This is a genomic window from Parabacteroides sp. AF48-14 (assembly GCF_003477465.1).
In the GTDB taxonomy this organism is placed as follows: domain Bacteria; phylum Bacteroidota; class Bacteroidia; order Bacteroidales; family Tannerellaceae; genus Parabacteroides; species Parabacteroides acidifaciens.
Window position 1 is genome coordinate 1 of the sequence record NZ_QUDI01000020.1, and the last position, 17,300, is coordinate 17,300.

At 49.3% G+C, this 17,300-nt stretch carries 14 protein-coding genes, 1 tRNA gene and 1 pseudogene; 7 read left to right on the top strand and 9 right to left on the bottom strand.

What is annotated here, in order from left to right; genetic code table 11:
• The first annotated feature begins 77 nt into the window (after nucleotides 1–77).
• Nucleotides 78–380 (top strand): helix-turn-helix transcriptional regulator, encoded by a 303-nt coding sequence (locus tag DW083_RS10710; RefSeq protein WP_233552163.1) that lies wholly within the window; start codon nucleotides 78–80, stop codon nucleotides 378–380.
• A gap of 93 nt (nucleotides 381–473) precedes the next feature.
• On the opposite strand, the gene DW083_RS10715 is transcribed toward DW083_RS10710, so the two are convergent.
• The gene (locus DW083_RS10715; RefSeq protein WP_122332370.1) at nucleotides 474–2,759 is read right to left on the bottom strand and encodes an NADP-dependent malic enzyme; all 2,286 of its coding nucleotides are present in this window, start codon (nucleotides 2,757–2,759) and stop codon (nucleotides 474–476) included.
• 189 nt (nucleotides 2,760–2,948) lie between these two features.
• On the opposite strand from DW083_RS10715, the gene DW083_RS10720 reads away from it, so the two are divergent.
• Nucleotides 2,949–3,302 carry a hypothetical protein gene (locus DW083_RS10720; protein WP_122332371.1) on the top strand — a complete coding sequence of 118 codons (354 nt, stop codon included), beginning with the start codon at nucleotides 2,949–2,951 and terminating at the stop codon, nucleotides 3,300–3,302.
• Nucleotides 3,303–3,407: 105 nt separating this feature from the next.
• Nucleotides 3,408–5,711 (top strand): TonB-dependent receptor, encoded by a 2,304-nt coding sequence (locus DW083_RS10725; protein WP_122332372.1) that lies wholly within the window; start codon nucleotides 3,408–3,410, stop codon nucleotides 5,709–5,711.
• A 47-nt stretch (nucleotides 5,712–5,758) separates the two neighbouring features.
• Here DW083_RS10725 and DW083_RS10730 read toward each other — a convergent pair whose 3' ends face one another.
• The 6 genes and pseudogenes from DW083_RS10730 to DW083_RS10755 form a co-directional block, all read right to left on the bottom strand.
• Nucleotides 5,759–6,079: a type II toxin-antitoxin system RelE/ParE family toxin gene (locus DW083_RS10730; protein ID WP_115498743.1), complete on the bottom strand. Its 321-nt coding sequence runs from the start codon at nucleotides 6,077–6,079 to the stop codon at nucleotides 5,759–5,761.
• Nucleotides 6,067–6,369, bottom strand: a complete 303-nt coding sequence (locus DW083_RS10735) for a hypothetical protein (RefSeq protein ID WP_122332373.1) — start codon at nucleotides 6,367–6,369, stop codon at nucleotides 6,067–6,069. Before DW083_RS10735 ends, DW083_RS10730 begins: the two co-directional genes overlap by 13 nt.
• Before the next feature lie 255 nt (nucleotides 6,370–6,624).
• Nucleotides 6,625–7,221: a ribosome biogenesis GTP-binding protein YihA/YsxC gene (gene yihA / locus DW083_RS10740; protein ID WP_115498741.1), complete on the bottom strand. Its 597-nt coding sequence runs from the start codon at nucleotides 7,219–7,221 to the stop codon at nucleotides 6,625–6,627.
• Nucleotides 7,222–7,243: 22 nt separating this feature from the next.
• On the bottom strand, nucleotides 7,244–8,710 hold the full coding sequence (locus tag DW083_RS10745; protein ID WP_122332374.1) for a sodium:solute symporter: 1,467 nt from the start codon (nucleotides 8,708–8,710) through the stop codon (nucleotides 7,244–7,246).
• A 275-nt stretch (nucleotides 8,711–8,985) separates the two neighbouring features.
• Nucleotides 8,986–10,298 (bottom strand): annotated as a pseudogene (locus DW083_RS10750) (SpoIID/LytB domain-containing protein).
• Between the two features lie 94 nt (nucleotides 10,299–10,392).
• Nucleotides 10,393–12,387 carry an OPT family oligopeptide transporter gene (locus DW083_RS10755; protein ID WP_122332375.1) on the bottom strand — a complete coding sequence of 665 codons (1,995 nt, stop codon included), beginning with the start codon at nucleotides 12,385–12,387 and terminating at the stop codon, nucleotides 10,393–10,395.
• A gap of 322 nt (nucleotides 12,388–12,709) precedes the next feature.
• On the opposite strand from DW083_RS10755, the gene recR reads away from it, so the two are divergent.
• Genes recR through DW083_RS10770 form a run of 3 tightly spaced genes read left to right on the top strand, consistent with a single transcriptional unit; the run spans nucleotide 12,710 to nucleotide 15,008 of the window.
• A complete protein-coding gene (recR, locus tag DW083_RS10760) occupies nucleotides 12,710–13,333 on the top strand; it encodes a recombination mediator RecR (RefSeq protein WP_115498737.1) in 624 nt (207 codons plus the stop codon).
• Entirely contained in the window at nucleotides 13,330–14,484 is a 1,155-nt protein-coding gene (locus DW083_RS10765) for a glycosyltransferase family 2 protein (protein WP_115498736.1), read from the top strand. The genes recR and DW083_RS10765 overlap by 4 nt, the downstream gene beginning before the upstream one ends.
• Nucleotides 14,484–15,008, top strand: a complete 525-nt coding sequence (locus DW083_RS10770) for a GNAT family N-acetyltransferase (protein ID WP_122332376.1) — start codon at nucleotides 14,484–14,486, stop codon at nucleotides 15,006–15,008. The genes DW083_RS10765 and DW083_RS10770 overlap by 1 nt, the downstream gene beginning before the upstream one ends.
• A gap of 22 nt (nucleotides 15,009–15,030) precedes the next feature.
• Here the strand turns inward: DW083_RS10770 and DW083_RS10775 are convergent, their stop codons facing one another.
• Both DW083_RS10775 and DW083_RS10780 read right to left on the bottom strand, forming a co-directional pair.
• A complete protein-coding gene (locus DW083_RS10775) occupies nucleotides 15,031–15,627 on the bottom strand; it encodes a YqgE/AlgH family protein (RefSeq protein ID WP_115498734.1) in 597 nt (198 codons plus the stop codon).
• A 126-nt stretch (nucleotides 15,628–15,753) separates the two neighbouring features.
• Entirely contained in the window at nucleotides 15,754–17,067 is a 1,314-nt protein-coding gene (locus tag DW083_RS10780) for a pyridoxal phosphate-dependent aminotransferase (RefSeq protein WP_122332377.1), read from the bottom strand.
• Nucleotides 17,068–17,202: 135 nt separating this feature from the next.
• Here DW083_RS10780 and DW083_RS10785 point away from each other — a divergent pair.
• Nucleotides 17,203–17,276: transfer RNA gene (locus tag DW083_RS10785), tRNA-Asp, on the top strand.
• Nucleotides 17,277–17,300: the final 24 nt, after the last annotated feature.

Genomic DNA, 17,300 nt, shown 5'->3' on the forward strand with positions numbered 1-17,300 from the left:
TTTCGGAACGGGCTGCGCACCTCGTTTTTTCTATTGTCAGGAAGGGGAGTTTAAACCGTGAAAAGAGTCAATCTAAAATCGATCAGAATTTCGGACGAAATAGAAAAACGTCCGAAATGGGGGTTATTGTAATATTCATCAGATTTGCAGGAGGTTCAAAACTTGCCAGAAGTGAACCAAACAGACTTCATAGGGGTGGTTCGCGAACCGCCTCATTAGAAGATAAGGGGATGTCTAAAAAGGATTTTGCAAAGGAAATTGGTGTGAGTCCTTCCCGTGTTAGCGATTATTTGAATGGACGGTCTGAACCGACCTTAAAAATAGCGCGTATGATATGCAAAGTTCTGAATATTCCTCCTGCGGTAATATTAGGTTTCTGAGCAACTGTTGCGCGTTAGTAAAGAATAAAGAAAGTGCCCTCAAAAGCTATACAGCAGCTTTTGAGGGCACTTTTATTTTGGCATACTGAACGTTTATTCGCCTTTCTCAATCTGTTCCTGCACGATTGCGTCTACGACGGCAACAGTCGTCAGGTTCAGGATGTCGCGCGTAGAGCTTTCTACGTCAGTGAAGTGGATCGGTTTGTTCAACCCCATCTGGATCGGGCCGATCGTTTCGGTGATGCCTAATGTATCCAGCAACTTGTAGGCACTGTTGGCTGAACTCAGGTTCGGGAATATCAGCGTGTTGACATCCTGACCTTTCAACTTGTTGAACGGATACATTTCGTCGCGCAGCTTCTTGTCGAGGGCGAAGTTAACTTGCATTTCACCGTCTACCATCATCTCCGGATAGTTCTTGTGCAGATAGTTGATCGCATCGTGAACCTTCAGCGGGCTGCCCTGTTTGTCGGAACCGAAGTTCGAGTATGACAGCATAGCCATAACAGGCTCATGGGCGAAGAACTTCACTGCGTCTTCGGTCAGACGGGCGATGTCGATCAAGACTTCCGTCGACGGGTGGCGGTTGATCAGCGTGTCGGCAATGAAGAATGTACCTTTCTTGCAAGTCAGGATGTTCAGTGCACCGAAATGCGTGTATGACGGACGGATACCGATGATCTGTTCCGCCATCTTGGTTACTTCGGAATAGCGGCTGTAGACACCCGTTACGAATGCGTCGGCGTCGCCTGTCGCAACCATCATCATACCGAATGCATTACGGTCGACCATCTTTTCACAGGCCTCGGCATAGGTGACGCCTTCGCGGGCCTTCTTTTCCGACAGGATCTTGGCGTAGCGGTGGCGGCGTTCCGTTTCGCGATCGTGGCGCAGGTTGACGATTTCAATGCCTTCCAGGCTGATGCTTTCTTCTGCAGCAATCTTGGCCAGGCGTTCTTCGTTACCCAGCAGGATCGGAATACAGATACCTTCGGCCTTGGCTTCGGCAGCGGCTTTCAGCATATTGACATGGTTGGCTTCGGCGAATACCACACGTTTCGGATTGGCCTTTGCCATATCGGTGAAGCGGCGGAGCAGTTTGTTGTCATATCCCATCATTTCGCGCAGATGGTTGGCATAGCCGTCCCAGTCGGTGATCGTCTTGCGGGAAACGCCCGATTCGATAGCCGCTTTGGCAACCGCACAGGAAACACGTGTCAGCAAGCGCGGGTCGAGTGCTTTAGGCAGGATGTAATCACGTCCGAAAGTCGTCCGTTTCAGCTTGTAGGCGGCGTTCACAACGTCGGGAACCGGTTCTTTGGCCAGCTCGGCGATTGCGTAAACGGCAGCTAACTTCATTTCTTCGTTGATTGCCTTGGCGTGTGTGTCCAATGCGCCGCGGAAGATATAGGGGAAACCCAATACATTGTTAATCTGGTTCGGATAGTCCGAGCGGCCTGTCGCAAAGATGATATCGTCGCGTGAAGCCATTGCGTCTGCATAAGAGATTTCCGGGTTCGGGTTTGCCAGTGCAAAGACAATCGGGTTTTCGTTCATGGAACGGACCATATCTTGCGTCAGGACGTTGGCTACGGACAGGCCGAGGAACACGTCGCAACCAACGACTGCTTCCTGCAGTGTCTTGATATCGCGGTCGGTGGCAAAGAATTTCTTCGATTCGTTCAGGTCCGTACGATGTGTAGAGATAACGCCTTTACTGTCACACATGATAATATTTTCCTTCTTGGCTCCCAGCATGATGTACAGCTTCGTGCAAGAGATGGATGCAGCTCCGGCTCCGTTCACGACGATCTTTACATCTTCGATTTTCTTACCTGCAATTTCCAATGCATTGATCAAGCCGGCACCGGATATGATTGCTGTTCCGTGCTGGTCGTCATGCATCACCGGAATATCCAGTTCCTCTTTCAGGCGTGTTTCGATCTTGAAACATTCCGGAGCTTTGATGTCTTCCAGGTTGATACCTCCGAAGGTAGGAGCGATGGCCTTTACCGTTTCGATGAATTTGTCCGGGTCTTTCTCGTTGACTTCGATGTCGAACACGTCGATGCCGGCGAATATCTTGAACAGCAGTCCTTTTCCTTCCATAACCGGTTTGCCTGCCAATGGGCCTATATCACCTAATCCCAATACGGCCGTTCCGTTTGAAATTACGGCAACTAAGTTTCCTTTAGATGTATATTTATAGGCATCCAGCGGATTCTTTTCAATCTCCAGACAGGGTTCTGCTACGCCGGGCGAATAAGCCAGCGACAAGTCTGTCTGTGTACTATAGGGTTTGGTGGGAACGACTTCAATCTTTCCCGGCTTGCCTTCCGCATGATAGCGGAGAGCTTCTTCTTTAGTAATCTTAGCCATAGACTTTATAGTTTTTATATTGTTATGTGTCTTTTGAAAATCGAGCACAAAAGTAACAAATTATTATGATAATGGTATTGATAGCTTACATTTAGTTGCCGCTCTTTCCTCTCTTTTATGAAAATATGATATTGCAGATGTCAAGGATTCGCTTTATCTTTGCAATCTCAATTGAACAGGGAATAGAATGTGAAACAGACAATTGTAAAATATATGAAATGGCTGCTGCCGATACTCTTCATCGGGTATTACAGTAGTATTTCTTTGTTTATGCACGTCCATATCGAGCATGGGACGACGATTGTTCACGCGCATCCGTTTAAGAAGGCCGCCGATGGCACTTGTCATCACCACTCATCCCTGTCGGAAATCCAGTTGTTTCACTTGCTGACGACTGTCCATGTGCAGGACGGGGCTGTCCATCCTTTACAATTACATTTCTATGCTTTACCGATTTATAAGATAACCGAACGTCCGGTCTATCCGGACCATTTGATCCCTGTCCTGGGGAAACTGTCGCTTCGCGCACCTCCTGCCGTTTAATAAAATATTGGGTTATTCCTGTGTTCCATTCGACAATCTGATTGTATTCTGTCGGTGGAATAGATTCTTTATGCCTAAATCTCTATTTTATTAAAAACGAACGAAATGAATAAATTTATTACGCTTACGTTATGCCTGTGCTGTCTCTTTACAGTAATGCGGGCAGAGGGCGATCCGGCTTTGAATCCGTCGGATGCAAATATTGTCGGTCATGTATTAGACAAGAAAACCGGCGAACATCTTTCTTTTATTACAATCTTTCTGAAAGGAACGACTATCGGGACTTCGACTGATGCGACAGGCCATTATTATCTGAAGAACCTGCCGGAAGGCAAATTCACCATCGTTATGAAGACGATGGGGTATAAAACGGTTGAGAAGCCTGTGACACTGAAAAAGGGCAAGACGCTGGAAGTAGATTTTAAAGCGGAAGAGGAGGCAATGTCGCTCGACGGAGTGGTCGTTTCCGCAAACCGGAATGAGACGACACGCCGCATGGCACCATCCCTTGTGAACGTGTTGGACGCAAAGACGTTCGAGACGACGCATTCGACTTCGTTAGCCGACGGCCTGAACTTCCAGCCGGGGGTGCGTGTGGAAAACAACTGCCAGAACTGTGGTTTCCAGCAGGTGCGTATCAACGGTCTGGAAGGACCCTATACGCAGATATTGGTGGATAGCCGTCCGATCTTCAGCGCATTGACCGGAGTCTACGGGCTCGAGCAGATTCCTGCCAACATGATCGAACGTGTCGAGATCATGCGTGGCGGCGGTTCGGCTCTTTTCGGTTCTTCGGCTATTGCCGGGACGATCAATATCATCACGAAAGAACCTTTGCGCAACTCGGCCCAGATCGCCCACTCGCTGACGATGATCGGGGGAGACCGGCCGGATAACAACACGACACTGAATGCTTCCCTTGTGACGGACGATCATAAGGCGGGGATTTATATCTTCGGCCAGAGCCGCCATCGTTCGGCTTATGACCACGACGGAGACGGTTTCTCTGAACTCGGCCAGTTGGAGGCGCGTACGGTTGGTTTCCGTTCCTATCTGAAGACAAGTACTTATTCCAAATTAGGCTTCGAATATCATAACATCAGCGAATACCGTCGCGGTGGCGACCAGATCGGCCGGCCGCCCCATGAAGCCTGGGTGGCGGAACAGACCGATCACAGCATCAACGGCGGCGGCCTGAAGTTCGATCTTTTCTCCAAAGACTACAAGCACCGTCTGAATATATACACTTCCGCACAACATACGAACCGTAAGAGCTATTACGGTACGAACCAAAATCTGGATGCATACGGGCATACGACGGATATGACGTTTGTCGGCGGTTCTCAATATTCTTATTCTGCGGATAAGTGCTTGTTTATGCCGGCTGAGTTTACCGGAGGGCTGGAATATAACTTCGATGAACTGAAGGATGAGATGTTAGGGTACAACCGTGTTGTGGATCAGACGGTCTATATCGGTAGCCTGTTCCTACAGAACGAATGGAAGAATGAGAAATGGAGTTTCCTGGTCGGTGGCCGTTTTGACAAGCATAACCTGATCGATCATCTGATCTTCAGTCCCCGGGCAAATATCCGCTTCAATCCGACGCAGGACATTAATTTACGTCTATCCTATTCCAGCGGTTTCCGTGCTCCGCAGGCGTTTGACGAAGACTTGCACGTGGCGGCTGTCGGCGGCGAGGTGGCGATTATTCAGCTTGCCGATGACCTGAAAGAGGAGAAGTCGAAAAGTATCAGTGCCTCGGCTGATTTCTATCATCGTTTCGGTGCTGTCCAGCTGAATTTCTTGGTAGAAGGTTTCTATACCGATTTGAACGATGTGTTCTTCCTGCAGGAAAAGGGACACGATGACAAGGGCAACCTGATATTAGAGCGCCGCAATAAGGATGGTGCACGCGTGATGGGGCTTAACCTGGAGGGAAAGATGGCCTACTCCTGGATGCAGTTTCAAGCCGGGGCAACGATCCAGCGCAGCCGTTACAAAGAAGCCTTGACGTGGAGCGAGACGAATCCGGATCTTCCGGCTCAGAAGAAGATGTTCCGTACGCCGGATGTGTATGGTTATTTCACCTCTACTTTTACTCCGGTAAAACGCCTGGCTGTTTCCCTGACCGGAACCTATACGGGCAGTATGTTAGTGCAACACCTCGCCGGTTACATTCCGGAAGATCGGGAAGAGAAAACTTCCGATTTCTTCGATCTGAATATGAAGGTGTCCTATGATTTCCCCTTGTATAAGTCGGTGACGTTACAACTGAATGCCGGTATTCAGAATATCTTCGAAGCATATCAGAACGATTTCGACCAGGGAAAGGATCGCGACTCCAAATATATTTATGGACCGGGAACTCCAAGAAGTTACTTTGTTGGGTGCAAGATCAGTTACTAAAGACAAAAGTCCGGTAAAGTGTAAAACCTTTATCGGACTTTTGTCTTTTATTTCAATCGCTCGTTCATGTTTTCCGGATTTTGGCTGTTAGGCCAAATATCGGCAATGTAGACAGTGTCTTTTTCTACATAATAGATAATCTTGTGATTGCGGTGCTCAACAAAGGAACGGTAGTTCTTTTTGTATGCCTTAAGTTCTGGTTCCTCTTTTCCCATATAAGGATTCTGTTCTAAAACAGCAACAACATCATTGATACCCTGCATAAATTTTCCTGCAGCTGATGTTCCCATCTTCTTTTTATACCAGAGTATGATGCTTTTATATTTTGTTAAGGCTTTACGTTTCCAGTGTATTTTCATTTGAGCCATTCTAAAGCTGCTTTTTTTACTTCTTCATGGGTGTAATAAACCGGATCGTTCTCAGCTTCAATGAGCCGTCTAACTTTTTCTTCATGAGTTAATGGTTTCATTGCATTTTCGATTTCTTCATCAGTGACGATATCTATGTCATCGAGAATAGCTCTTTCCTCTTTCACATGATGGCGATTGTGGATAATTCTTTTGACGTATTTCTTCACCTTAACAAAACTTTCATTGTCAAGCCTGGCAATCTGGTTGAACAGTTCGAGCTGTTCTCCTTGTAAATTCATTGTATTCATATCTTTACTTATTTTGGTTGTATAACGTTTACAAATGTAGCTCTTTTCCGGCAGGAAAGAAATTATTTCATTGTAAATTAATGCGGATCAGTTATTAAGATGTAAAACAGTAGTACGGTGGCTGGTCAACTGTACTCGGCGGGGTGCTGCCCTCTCGAAGTCGGATAGACTGTGCCGGCTTCGGTAAAGTTGTTGGCGATTTCCATACCACCCGTACCTCTTGTCACCCCAAGTTGTGATTGAGTGTTGTAAGTTTCATAAACTCTTGTTGATCTCTTCAATATAATTCAGGATTTCATCCCGTCCTTCTTTCTTCTCTGAAGAGGAGAGAAGGATGGGAGGGAGTTCTTCCCATGATTCCAGCAGTTTTGTCTGATAAGCTTTCAGGTTTTCCTGTAGGCGGCTTTTGCTGATCTTGTCGATCTTTGTGAAGATAAGGGAGAATGGAATGCCGTTCTCGCCCAGCCATTCCATGAATTCCAGGTCTATCTTCTGCGGTTCGTGGCGGCTGTCGATCAGGACAAAAAGATTCGTCAGCTGTTCCCGTTCCAGGATATAATCTTCGATGATCCGCTGGATATTATCCCGTCCTTCTTTTCCCCGCTGGGCAAAGCCGTAACCGGGAAGATCGACCAGATACCATTGTCCGTTGATAAGAAAATGATTGATAAGCATTGTCTTACCCGGTTTCTGCGAGGTCATGGCAAGCCCTTTCTTTCCGGTCAGCATATTGATGAGGGAGGATTTGCCAACATTACTTCGCCCGATAAAAGCATATTCCGGCAGATTGCCTGCGGGACATTTCTTCACGTCTGTGTTACTGATAACAAATTCTGCACTTTTGATTTCCATGTTGTGAATTATGAATTACGAATTATAAAATAGTGGGAATCCTTTTTGTGTTCAGGGAGCTGAACCATAATCCTAAGAAGGTCAGGCCGCCGTTTAGCATCAACATTTCATACCCGAATACATATCCTGTATATTGCTTTACTAAATAGTCCGTAGCAAAACAGAGCAACGGCGAAAGGATACATATATAAGGCACGAACTTATCACGCGGCTGCCGCTTCGTGAACAATCCAAAAACGAATAATCCCAATAAAGGGCCGTAGGTGTAAGAGGCTATCATATAGATCGCGTCGATCACGCTCCGGCTGTTTACGGCCTTAAAGATAAGAATAATTATTGCAAATAAGGCAGAGATCATCAAATGAACCGCCAGACGGGTACGCTTGGCAGTTTGTGCCTGTTCCTTTTCCACCCCTAAAATATCGATACAGAAAGAGGTGGTAAGCGCTGTCAGGGCGGAGTCGGCACTGCTGAATGCAGCTGCGATGATACCGATCGTAAAGAAGACCAGGATCGAGTGTCCCAATATCCCGGACGTGCAAAACATCGGGAGGATATCATCGTTCATTGCGGGCAGTTCGATATGCTGCTGGGATGCGAGTGCCACCAGCAGGACGCCGAGCGAAAGGAACAGGAAGTTGACCGGCGTGAAGGCGAAGCCGTAGGTGTACATATTCTTCTGCGCATCTTTCAGGCTTTTGCAGGAAAGGTTCTTTTGCATCATATCCTGGTCGAGTCCCGTCATGACGATCGTGATAAAGATACCGCTGAAGAATTGTTTTACGAAATGCTGCGTGCTGTGCCAGTCGTCGAACTCGAAGATGCGGAAATGCGGACTTGCCTGCAAAGTCTGCACCATACCGCCGAAATCCAGCTGCATCTTGTCTTTGACCTGCCAGATAATCACGATCAGCATCGCGACCAGGCATAATGCCTGCAACGTGTCCGTCCAGATAATCGTCTTAATGCCGCTCCGGTAGGTGTATAGCCATACCTGGAAAATACTGATCACGACAGTGACGGCAAACGGTATGTTCCAGGTGCTGAATACGTAATGTTGCAGGATCAGCACGACCAGGTAAAGCCGTGCCGCTGCGCCTACGATCTTGGAAAGCAGGAAAAAGGAAGCTCCAGTCTTATAACTGTGCCGCCCGATCCGGTCGTCCAGATACGAGTAAATGGTGGTCAGTTGTAATTTATAGTAAAGCGGCAACAGCACTTTGGCGATCAGGATATATCCGAAAAAGAACCCCAGGACAGTCTGCATATACGTCATGTCTATGCTGCGCACCATCCCCGGAACAGACACGAAGGTGACGCCCGAAAGCGACGTCCCGACCATCCCGATCGACACGATATACCAGGGCGATTTGCGGTTACCGAGGAAAAAAGCTTCGTTGCTGGTACTCTTCCGTCCCGTGATCCAGGCTATCAGCAGGAGGATGCCGAAATAGGCGGCTATGATAAAGAGGATGATGTAGCTGTTCATTGCTTGTTAGAAATTTACGGCAAAGATACATTAATTATTCGTTACGCACTATTTGCAGTTCGGGTTGTGGAATGCCTTTTCGTCGGTAGAATAGTCGATTTCGCAGGGAAATTTTAGCTTTTTATCTAATTTGTTTTGCGTATGTGATTAATTTCTTGTTCCTTTGTATCAGCTGGAGCTCGGGAGAGTTAAGGCGACCGGTTTACAAGACCGGAGACAAATAGGTAAACACAATAAAGAAAAGGCTGCGATCTTCGGATACGCAGCCTTTTTGATTAATACCTTTTTTCAATGGACGCTCCGGGGAAGTAATGCGAGAGAATCTGGCGGTAATCATATCCCTGGGCGCTCATCATGGCAGCCCCGATCTGGCAAAGCCCTACGCCATGTCCCCAACCTGCGCCGGTCAGGACGAACCGGCCGGGAATATCGAGCCGGATATCTTCCTTGTCCACGACGAAAGCCGAACTGTAGAGATGCGTTTCCGACAGTGTGCGGCGTATTTCCAGTTCCTTGCCGATCGTAAAGCTGCGGTGCGTCCCGACAATCTTCAACAGGTCGATACGCCCGGAAGTGCCGCGGCTGACCGGAATGAGGTCCAGTATCTGCCCGAAATCAATGCCGCTCTTACGATGCACCAGTTCGGCCAGTTCTTCCTGCGTATAAGATACTTTCCAGCGGTAGAAGTCTGTCGTTTCCTGGTCGTAGTTGTTCAATACCTGGCTGAGTATTTCCTTGTCGGACGTATTGCAGAATGCTTCGGGCGCGGAACGTATCCATTTCTCCGCCTCTTCTTCCTTTGTAAGGTCCGGGAAGGTTGTTTCGCGGCTGTCGCGCAGGGCAGCCAAGTAGGAGTGGGGAACCGGTTCCCAGCAATGCTCGAACTGCTCGGTGACGCCTCCGCAACATTTTGAGAAGCGGGCGTCGCAGATCATTTCGACATCCGTCAGTATTTCGCCGCGCGTCTCATGAACGACTTTCTGTACGATCGGAGTGGAGGCACGCGTAATGCCTTGGTAACGCTGGCAATGGTCGTCGGCACAGACATCGAATATCTCGTGGTCTTCGCGGTCGTACCAGCGTATCAATTGCTCGTTGTCGCGGTAGTAGCTCTGCTGCTTTTCCTCTTTTCCCGCCAGGCGGAAGTTCTTTTCTACCTGTGCGAGGAGCCAGCTGCGCGAGATGACGGCATGCGCTTTCAACAGCTCTTTCGAGGCTCCGGCGCTCATCTCCGAAGAGATTACGCTTGTCAGGTACTCTTCCACGTCTATCTGGTTGATGACAACGATGCTGTCCTTGCAGGTGACGAGGTTAAAGGCTCCCTTGAAGCACTGGTCTTCCTGCCGTTGCCAGTGGAAGTTGCGGCCTATAGTGACTGCCTCAGTTCGAAGGACGAGGCGGGGGAGGCGGGCTCGAAGAAAAGTTCTTTGTATAGCTTGCCGTTGAAGACAATGTTTCCGCCTACAAACAATACACGTTGTTCTCCGGTCAGGAACTGACCGGTTTCCGTATGCACATATTCCCCATGAAATACAAACGAGACGGCCTTCTCACGCATGATGCCGACATTCACTACAGGTGCTTCCATATTAATAATTATTCAATGTGTAAATGTGCCAATGTGCCAATGAAAGATCGTGATTGGCACATTTAGTGCAACGTCACATTGGCACATTTGCATATTATTTCTTAGCTTTTAATGAACTTATCGCCAGATAGGACATTAACATGATATACATTACAACAGCTATCACCCCTGCAAAGTTGCTTTCCATCCACTCTTCGTTCACAAGATTTATACCGCCGAAACGCATTGTAGCACTCACTACACCCATCAAAGCTCCACCGGCAATGAAACCGGAGGCCAGCAATGTCCCTTTTTCAAGGCGTGCGTTGTTCAATGCCTGGTCTTTACTGCGGCTGCCCACGTACCAACTGATAGCGCCTCCGATCAATAGCGGCGTGTTCAGTTCCAGCGGGATAAACATACCTAACGCAAAGGCCAGTGCCGGAATCTTGCAGATGTTCAGGATAATTGCCAGTATGGCACCGATGGCATATAAAAGCCAGGGAGCGCCCGACCCGCTCATCAGCGGTTCGATCACGGCCGCCATGGCGTTAGCCTGCGGAGCGGCCAACTGTCCGCTCGTGAAACCGTATGACTGGTTCAGGACCAGGATGACGCCGCCTACAGTGGCTGCCGAAACTAATGTCCCGAGGAATTTCCAGCTTTCCTGCTTGGCGGGTGTGCTGCCTAACCAGTAACCGATCTTCAGGTCGGTGATGAAACCGCCGGCCATCGACAGTGCCGTACAAACCACGCCTCCGATAATCAGTGCGGAAACCATACCGGCTGTCCCTTTCAGTCCGACAGCTACCAGGATGATGGACGACAGGATCAGCGTCATCAGCGTCATGCCCGATACCGGGTTTGTCCCTACGATTGCAATCGCGTTGGCTGCAACAGTTGTGAAGAGGAATGCGATGATGCCGACAATCAGCAGTCCGATCAGCGCGTAATACCAGTTATCCAATACGCCGAAATGGAAGAACAGATACGTTGCGATCAACGCCACAAAGATGCCGATAGCGATTACTTTCATCGACAAGTCCTTCTGTGTCCGGAGCTCTTCCGTCTGCACAGCGCCCGTCTTTCCTTTCAGCTCTTTGGCTGCCAGGCCGACTGCGCCCTTGATGATTCCCCATGAATTGATAATACCGATCACGCCTGCTGTCGCAATGCCGCCGATACCGATGTGGCGTGCATAGGTCGTAAAGATCTGTTCCGCACTCATGCTTCCCACTGTCGCCGTGATGGCGTCGTTGCCGAACGTCAGCACTTCGGCGCCGAAGAAAGCGGACATCAGCGGAATAATCACTAACCAGACGAGGAACGAGCCGGCACAGATAATAGCCGAATACTTCAACCCGATGATATATCCAAGCCCTAAAACGGCCGCACCTGTGTTTACCTTAAACACAACCTTTATCTTATCGGCCAACATTTCGCCGAAACCAACGATACGCGTGCTGACAGTTTCGCTCCACCAACCGAACGTCGAAACGATAAAGTCATACAGCCCGCCGATCAGCCCGGCATAGATAAGCGGTTTAGCCTGGTTGCCTCCCTTTTCGCCGGACACCAGTACCTGCGTGGTTGCAGTGGCTTCCGGGAACGGATACTTGCCGTGCATCGTCGAAACGAAATACTTCCGGAACGGGATCAACAGCAGGATGCCGAGGATTCCGCCCAACAGTGAGCTCATAAACACTTCGAAGAAGTTGATCGTAATCTCCGGATATTTATCTTGCAGGATATAAAGTGCGGGAAGCGTAAAGATAGCACCAGCCACGATCACCCCGCTGTTCGCCCCGATAGACTGGATAATGACATTCTCGCCCAATGCGTTCTTCCGTTTAAAACCGCTCGACAGTCCGACAGCAATGATCGCAATCGGGATCGCCGCCTCGAATACCTGTCCGACCTTCAGCCCCAGGAAAGCTGCTGCCGCACTGAATATGACAGCCATGACCAGTCCCCAGAATACGGACCAGGGTGTTACTTCCCGATATTGTTTGTCGGGCGACATGATGGGTTCGTAGACCTCACCTTCTTTCAATTCTCTATAGGCATTTTCCGGTAGCCCGCCCACCTTTTCTTCGTCTTCCTTCTTCACGGTGTTTACTTATTTAGTTAGATTTAATTTGAATACACTTATCGCTTACTGATTAATCACGCAAATCTACACTATTTCTCAATAAGAAGCAAGAGGAAAGACTGCGGTGAAGTAGAGTTTTGTCTACGATCCGTTAACTCTTTCCTTACTACAGATAAACCGTTCGCTTGGCGGTGAACGATCGTCCGCTTGGTGGTGAACGATCGTCCGGCGGCCGGCGAACGATCGTCCGCCGCCAAGCGGACAACTAAGGGAATACATGGAAAGAGTTAATGCATAAGGAAGATTTTGCTTATCTTTGCGCAGAAAGAAGATAAAAGGAATGAATCAGAAATATCCATCTGTCTTATTGGAAAATGCAGTGAACGAGTTGTCGTCCTTGCCGGGCGTAGGGCGGAAGACTGCGCTCCGTCTGGCTTTGTACATGCTCCGCCGGGATGCCGGATATACGGAAGGCTTTGCCGCCGCTTTGGTGGCGCTTCGGCGGGATGTGAAATACTGCAAGGTATGCCATAATATATGCGATGAGGACATCTGTTCCATCTGTGCCGACCCGCAACGCGACCGTTCGACGGTTTGCGTAGTCGAGAACATTAAAGAGGTAATGGCGATCGAGAACACCGGACAGTTTCGGGGCGTCTACCACGTCCTGGGCGGCATTATCTCGCCGATGGACGGGATCGGACCGGGCGACCTGCAGATCGACAGCCTTGTGCAGCGTGTGGCGGACGGCGAAGTGGGCGAAGTGGTCCTGGCGCTTAGTACGACGATGGAGGGCGACACCACCAACTTCTTCATCTATCGCAAGCTATCGCCATACGATGTAAAGATTTCCGTCATCGCCCGCGGCGTTTCCATTGGCGACGAGATCGAGTATGCCGACGAAATAACCCTGGGCCGTTCCATCGTGAACCGCACAAGTTTTAATGATTCCATAAAGATATGAAACTATCAATAGTCATAGTCAATTATAATGTAAAGTATTTCCTCGAGCAATGCCTTTGCTCCGTTCGCGCCGCCGTCCGGGGCATGGAGGCGGAAGTGCTGGTGGTCGACAACCATTCGACGGACGGTTCCCTTGAATACCTCCGCCCGCGTTTTCCGGAAGTGACCTTTATCGAGAACTCCGATAATCCCGGCTTTGCAAAAGCCAACAACCAGGCGATCCGGATGAGTAGCGGCGAATATGTCCTCCTGCTGAATCCCGACACCGTGATCGGAGAGGAGAGCCTGCGTTCCCTCTGCTTCTTTATGGACGAGCATCCGGAAGCGGGCGGGATAGGCGTGAAGATGCTGGACGGACACGGAGCGTTCCTGCCTGAGAGCAAGCGGAGTTTTCCGTCGCCCTGGGTCTCTTTCTGCAAGCTGTTCGGGTTGTCTAAACTGTTTCCCCGTTCCCGCGTGTTTGCCCGTTACAGCCTTCCGTATCTGAGCGAGGAGAAGCAGCATAAGGTGGAAGTCTTGGCCGGCGCGTTTATGTTCCTCCGGCGTGAGGCGCTCGACAAGGTGGGGCTGCTGGACGAGTCGTTCTTTATGTATGGCGAAGATATAGACCTGTCGTACCGGATTGTGCAGGGAGGCTATAAGAACTATTACATCCCCGAACGCATCCTCCATTATAAGGGCGAGAGCACGAAGCATGGCGACGTCAAGTATGTGAAAGCGTTCTACGGTGCGATGCTGATCTTCTACCGGAAATATTATCCGCATTCCGGCTGGTTGATGGGCTTGCTGATCCGGCTGGCTGTCTTGCTGAAAGGTTCGCTGTCCGCGCTCGTCGGCCTGTTGGGGCTGAAGCGGAAACCGCGCTCACGCCATCGTCGCCTGCTGATCCTCTGCCGCGAAGAGATGTTCGAGGAGGTGAAAGCCGCCTGCGTCAAGCGGATGCCGGAGTTGGAGTATGTCAATCTCTGGGACTTGGACGAAGAGCGTGTGATGGATGCCATCTGCCGTCGCAACCAGATGAAGCGTTTTACCGATTTAGCATTCTGCTATCCCGATGCGCGCTTCGAGCAGATGCTTCTGCTGATGGACAAGATGGTGGATAAGAAGATCTCTTACCATATATATAATAAGGAAAGTAAAAAGTTGATCTGATGGAATTGTTGTCGAACGAAACTATAAGCCTTCGCGCTCCGGAACCGGAAGACCTGGAGTTGTTATATCATTGGGAGAATAAACCCGAATGGTGGGGATTGGGAAATACGTTGGCGCCTTATTCGCGCTATCTGCTTAAAGAATATATTGCCGAATCCCACCGGGATCTGTTCGACCTGAAACAATTGCGCCTGATGATAGACTATCGTCCGACCGGAGCAACTGTCGGGATGTTGGACCTGTACGATTTCGAGCCGCACCACCGCCGTGCCGGAGTCGGCATACTGGTCGATCCTGTTTATCAGAAGAACGGCCTGGCAACGGAGGCGCTCGGCCTGTTGATCCGCTATGCCTTCTCTTTCCTTAAACTGCGTCAGCTATACGTGCATATTCCGGTTGGCAATGAAGCCAGCAAAGCGTTGTTTACCCGTTGCGGCTTCACCGTGACAGGCATACTGACAGACTGGATAGCCACTGAAGACGGCTATTCGGACGTACTGGTTATGCAACGTATCAATAAATAAGCGTGTAAATGAGGGGCGGGGATCAGTTCAGATAAGGATCTTTCGGATACTTAGTCCAGGTTTCATATTGGCTGCCGAGCGATTCGAGCGAACGCTTCCAGAAATCTTCACCCTCGGCAAGCAATACGTTCCGGTTGGAGGCATGGCTCACAACCCATGAGTTCTTGGAGATTTCATTCGTCAACTGTCCTTCCTGCCAGCCGGAATAGCCCAGGAAGAATTTCACTTTCCCATCGATCGGATGCCCGTTCTGAATGTAGCGCAACAGCGCATTGAAGTCTCCGTCGAAGTAGAGATGCTCGTTGATCTTGACCGAATTCGGAATAATCATATCTCCCAACGAATGGATAAAGAACAGGCGGTTTGCACTGACCGGACCGCCTAAGTAGATCGGCATATCCGGATACTTCTTCAAGTCCTCAAAGAATGTGTTGACCAATAGTTCGGTCTTTTTATTCAGGACGAGTCCCATCGAGCCTTCCGGTGCATGTTCCACCAGCAATACAACGGAACGTTGGAAATAGGCGTCTTGCAGGAAAGGTTCTGATATCAGTATGCTTCCCTGAGCCGGGAGCACATCATTATGTGTTATTTTAAATATGTTGTTATACATTGCCATAGCGGGACTTTAACTTGCTGGTTAATAATAAAACTGCGACAATATATAGCTTTTGGGTTAAAGAAACAAATGAAAAACCGGGCTTCCGTGTTAATGTATATTAAACAGAAGCCCGATTCGTGTTAATTATGCCGTGTGATTCTCTTTGAAGAGCTTCAAGCGCTCTTCGAGGAGTGCATACTGATGCGGTTTGATAAAAGAGGTACAGGCGCGCAAGCCTTCCTGGTTGCTTCCCGTCGTGCTCAATGAGATGGCGCTTACTCCGTAGTAGATGAGTTCTTCCATCAACTCGCCTCCGGTCATGCCCGGATAGGAGATCGTGAAGTAGAACCCGTCGGCAATCGGTTCGTCCAGGTCGTGGTCGTACACGATCCGGAAGCCGTAGTCCGTAAATATCTTTTTGAGCTTTTCCGCCCGGCGTCCGTATTCCTTCACTTCCGAAATGAAGTCGAACGTTCCGTCCGCTGCCGCCTTGAACATGGCTGCCAGTGCAAACTGCGCCGAGTGGCTTGTTCCGGACGACATGGCATAGAGCACGCGGTGGATGTACACCGTTCCGAATGTGCCTCCGCCGTAACGTTGTGTCAGTCCCGGATAGGCGCGGTGATAGAGTTTGTCGGAGATTGCTGTTACACCGATGCGCTGGCCGGCATAGCTGAAGGCTTTGGAACCGGAGATTTGCAGGATGTAATTGTCTGTGTAGCGTGCGACTGTTGCCTGATAAGGCGCCTCAAACGGTTTTCCTAACGGCTTGCGGAAGTCCATGGCGAAGTAGGCGAGGTCTTCAATTACAATCGTGTCGTATTTATTCGCCATCTCTCCGATAATCTTCAGTTCTTCTTCTTTCAGGCAGAACCAGGCGGGATTATTGGGATTGGAGTAGATCATGGCGGCTATGTTTCCTTTGGAAAGATACTGTTCCAGTACTTCACGCAGCTTTTCTCCGCGGTATTCATAAACGTCGAACGATTCATATTTGTAGCCCATCACCACGATCTGCTGTTTCTGCACAGGGAAACCCGGGTCGATGAACAGGATCGTGTCTTTTCCCGGCGTGCATTGTCCGCTGACCAGGAACGAAGCGTATGTTCCCTGCATGGAGCCGGTCACGGGCACACAACCTTCCGGTGCGACGTCAATATCGATAAACGCTTTGATGAAGCGGGAGGCTTCGGCTTTTACTTCCGGTGTCCCGTTGATATTCGGATAGATGGATGCAACGCCGTCTTGGAGCGCTTTGATCTCGGCATCGACGCCCACCTGGGCGGCTTTGAGGCCGGGAACACCCATTTCCATGTGGATAAATTCTGTTTTTGTCTCTTGTTCGAGTTGTGTGGATATCGCAACAACCTCACGTATTGTAGCTTTCCCGAAGTCGGGAAGTCCGTAGCCATCGATTATTCGTCTGGCAGTCTGATAATCTACAGGAGTATTCTTCATGATTATTATTATTTATATGAAGGGCAAAAGTAGGAAAATAATCCTTCCGAAGTAAATATTTGTCATGAAACTATTGCAAGATTCAAAATAATATCTACCTTTGCACCGCAATCAAGAGAGATCGCACTAAACTTTGGTTCGGTAGTTCAGCTGGTTAGAATACATGCCTGTCACGCATGGGGTCGCGGGTTCGAGTCCCGTCCGGACCGCTTTCGAAGAAAGCAAAACAAAGA